The sequence below is a fragment of the Bacillus sp. P4_D3 genome (genome assembly GCF_056401855.1).
Genome location: NZ_JBFUIN010000401.1, coordinates 1 through 2,786, shown reverse-complemented (window position 1 = coordinate 2,786; position 2,786 = coordinate 1). Strand labels below are relative to the sequence as shown.

At 35.4% G+C, this 2,786-nt stretch carries 3 protein-coding genes; all 3 read right to left on the bottom strand.

The window, feature by feature from the left end:
- Positions 1 to 40: 40 nt before the first annotated feature.
- Positions 41 to 727: a FliH/SctL family protein gene (locus AC1DTM_RS21760; RefSeq protein ID WP_256415932.1), complete on the bottom strand. Its 687-nt coding sequence runs from the start codon at positions 725 to 727 to the stop codon at positions 41 to 43.
- Positions 714 to 1,718, bottom strand: coding sequence for a flagellar motor switch protein FliG (locus AC1DTM_RS21755; protein WP_016104393.1), 1,005 nt, complete (start codon positions 1,716 to 1,718; stop codon positions 714 to 716). The genes AC1DTM_RS21760 and AC1DTM_RS21755 overlap by 14 nt, the downstream gene beginning before the upstream one ends.
- A gap of 17 nt (positions 1,719 to 1,735) precedes the next feature.
- Positions 1,736 to 2,786 (bottom strand): flagellar M-ring protein FliF C-terminal domain-containing protein (locus AC1DTM_RS21750; protein WP_477000852.1); only part of this gene is annotated, 1,051 nt, incomplete at its 5' end.

The window sequence follows — 2,786 nt, the reverse complement described above, 5'->3', positions numbered from 1 at the left end:
AACGTATTCCATTTATTATGTTCGTTCATGAGCTTATTGTTCATACCTTTTGCTCCTCAAACAACTTTTCCTCTTCCCATTTATGACGAAGTTTCGCAAATATAGTTGCAAATTTAAATTCAAAAAACTCTTTCTCTTCTTCCAAAACAAATTCGCCAAACTGTAAAGAAAAATCATACTTCCATTCTACTAATTGTAGTAACCAATACTCTTTCGTATTTTCTTTCTCTTCTTGTATACGCTCAAATGTTTCTGGATGAACCGTTATAGTTAATTTTTCAAATGAAGTAGGCAATGTTTGCACGATACCTGTTAAAATCGGCAAAACGTCTAATAATCGTGAATCTACCGCTTGATTCACAATTTTTTCTGCTAATTGAAAAGATTGATTCCATAATAACTCAGTCCATTCATATGCTGTTTCTTGTTGCTCCTTTTGAAACTGCATACGTGCTGCTTCCATCTGCTCCATTTGTTCATGAATATGCATTTGAAACTGTTCTTTATCCTGTAACAACCGCTGACGCTCTTGCTCTAGCATTTGCTGCTGCTGCCTTAGTTGATGCATTTCAATATGTAATACATCTTGCTGTGCTAGAAGTTCTGCATGATCTACTTGTATTTCTTCTTGGGCGTGAACTGATATTGGTTTCGGGAATTGTAATTCATACGTTTCTTCAGAAAAAGAAACAGAATTCTTCGGAATTCTGTTTTTAAATAAGGACATCATCTTCACCTCTTTGAACGATAATTCTTCCTTCTTTTTCTAGTTTTTTCACTGTACCTGTAATCGTTTGCTGCGCTTTTTCAGCATCCGTCATCTTAAGCGGTCCTAAGCCATCTAACTCTTCTAGAATCATCTCTTTACGGTTTGAAGACATACATGTAAATAATTTCTCTTTAATTTCTTCTTTTGCAATTTTAATTGCTTTCGCAATAACACCGTTATCTGTAATTTCCTCTAATACGCGGCGAAGTGCAAGATCTTCAAGACCGAGTAAGTCTTCAAAGACAAACATATTTTCTTTAATTTTCTCAGATAACTCATAATCGACTTCATCGAGCTTTTGAAAGACTGTTTTTTCAACGCCTCGTGAAACGTTATTTAAAATGTTCACAATCGTTTTCAATCCATCTGTTTTATTAATAGCACTAAATGCCATATTATTTAATTTTGCTTTTAATAACTCACCAATTTGATTAATTAATTCACCATCTACTTGCTCTAGCTTCGCAATGCCCATTACCGTTTCTACACGTTTATGATCTGGTAATCTCTCAATTAATTGAGATGCTAGTTGAGGCTTAATATAAGAAGCAATAATTGCTATCGTTTGTGGCGATTCATCATTAAGCACTGTAAGAAGTGGCTCTAAATCTGTTAGTGAATTTAAGAATTCAAATGGATTATCTTTGTTGTACCAAAGGTCTTCTAATAATTTTTCCAACTCGTCTTCTGGCATATTTTTAAATATACGACGAATGTATTCTTTATCTGGGGTCACTAAATTTAATTCTTTTACATTTAGTTCATACAGAAACTCCCCTAGTACATTTTCTAACGTTTCTGCTTTATATACACGAAACTTCGCAATTTCACGAAGTAACACTTCTTTTTCCTCAGCCGTCATATATTCAATGACTTTTGCTGCCACCTCTTCGTCTAATGTACGAATGAGGATGGCAGCTTTTTCTTTGGAGGAGATTTCATCTAACATTGTTTTTCCTCCCTTACTTATCCGTTTAGCCATTTTTTAATAACTTTTGCAGTACCTTCTACATGCTCTCTCGTAGCTTCCTGCACTTGGTCATCTAATGTAGGTTCTGCCGGTTCTACTGGTTCTGGTTTTGGCTCTGGTACTATTTTCTCTTCAGGAATTTCCATAATGCTTTCACTACTTGCAGCAACTTCCTCTTCTGCTAAGTATTCATCATATTCCTCTTCTTCTTTCTTTTTCTTACGTCTTGCTAAGAAGAACCATAATAGGCCACCAAGCGCTAACAATCCACCTGTAATTCCACCGAATAACCACCAGTTAATGCCGATTTTTTCTGGCTCTTTCTCTTTCTCTACTTTCGGTTGATCAAACTGAACAGTTACAACGTTAACTTGACCATTTATAAAGTTTCCATTCGGATCAGCTTGAAGTCCAGCAGCTGTACCAATTGCTTCTTTAAACGTTGTCATATCAATTCTTCGTTTTACTAACGTATCATTATCGACCCATACAACAACATTTGTTTTTGTTAATTCCGGATGTTTCTTAATCGTTTCAACCGTTTTATCTATCTCATAGTTTTCAACTTTGTTACCATTTTTATTATCGTAGACGATTTTACCATTTTGATTATTGTTCGTACCGTAGTTTGGCACTTCACCATTCGCTGTAATACCAGCACTTGGCTTCGTATCCGCTCCTTCTTGCGCAGTAGAGCTTTCCTCTTGCTCTTGTTTACTGCGAAGTACACCTTTATCCCCATATTTTTCTGACTGACGTGTAACTTCATCATAATTTACAGACACTTTCGTATTCACTTTATATTCATTTGGCTTAAACATCGTCATTAACGTCGCATCAATATCTTGCTTTAATTTACCTTCAATTTGTTGTTGCATCTCAACTTCTTTTTCATAAGAAGAGGAACTAGTAGAATGTGCTTCATCTRCTCCTTTCGAGATAATACCTTTTTTACTATCAATAACACTTACTTCTTCTGCTTTCACCCCAGGAACTGCCGCACTAATCATTTGCTGTATACCTGCAACTTGATCAGCTGTTAATAGT

Coding starts and splice junctions, on each gene's coding strand:
- AC1DTM_RS21755 (WP_016104393.1), bottom strand. CDS start 1,718: ATGTTAGATGAAATCTCCTCCAAAGAAAAAGCTGCCATCCTCATTCGT.
- AC1DTM_RS21760 (WP_256415932.1), bottom strand. CDS start 727: ATGTCCTTATTTAAAAACAGAATTCCGAAGAATTCTGTTTCTTTTTCT.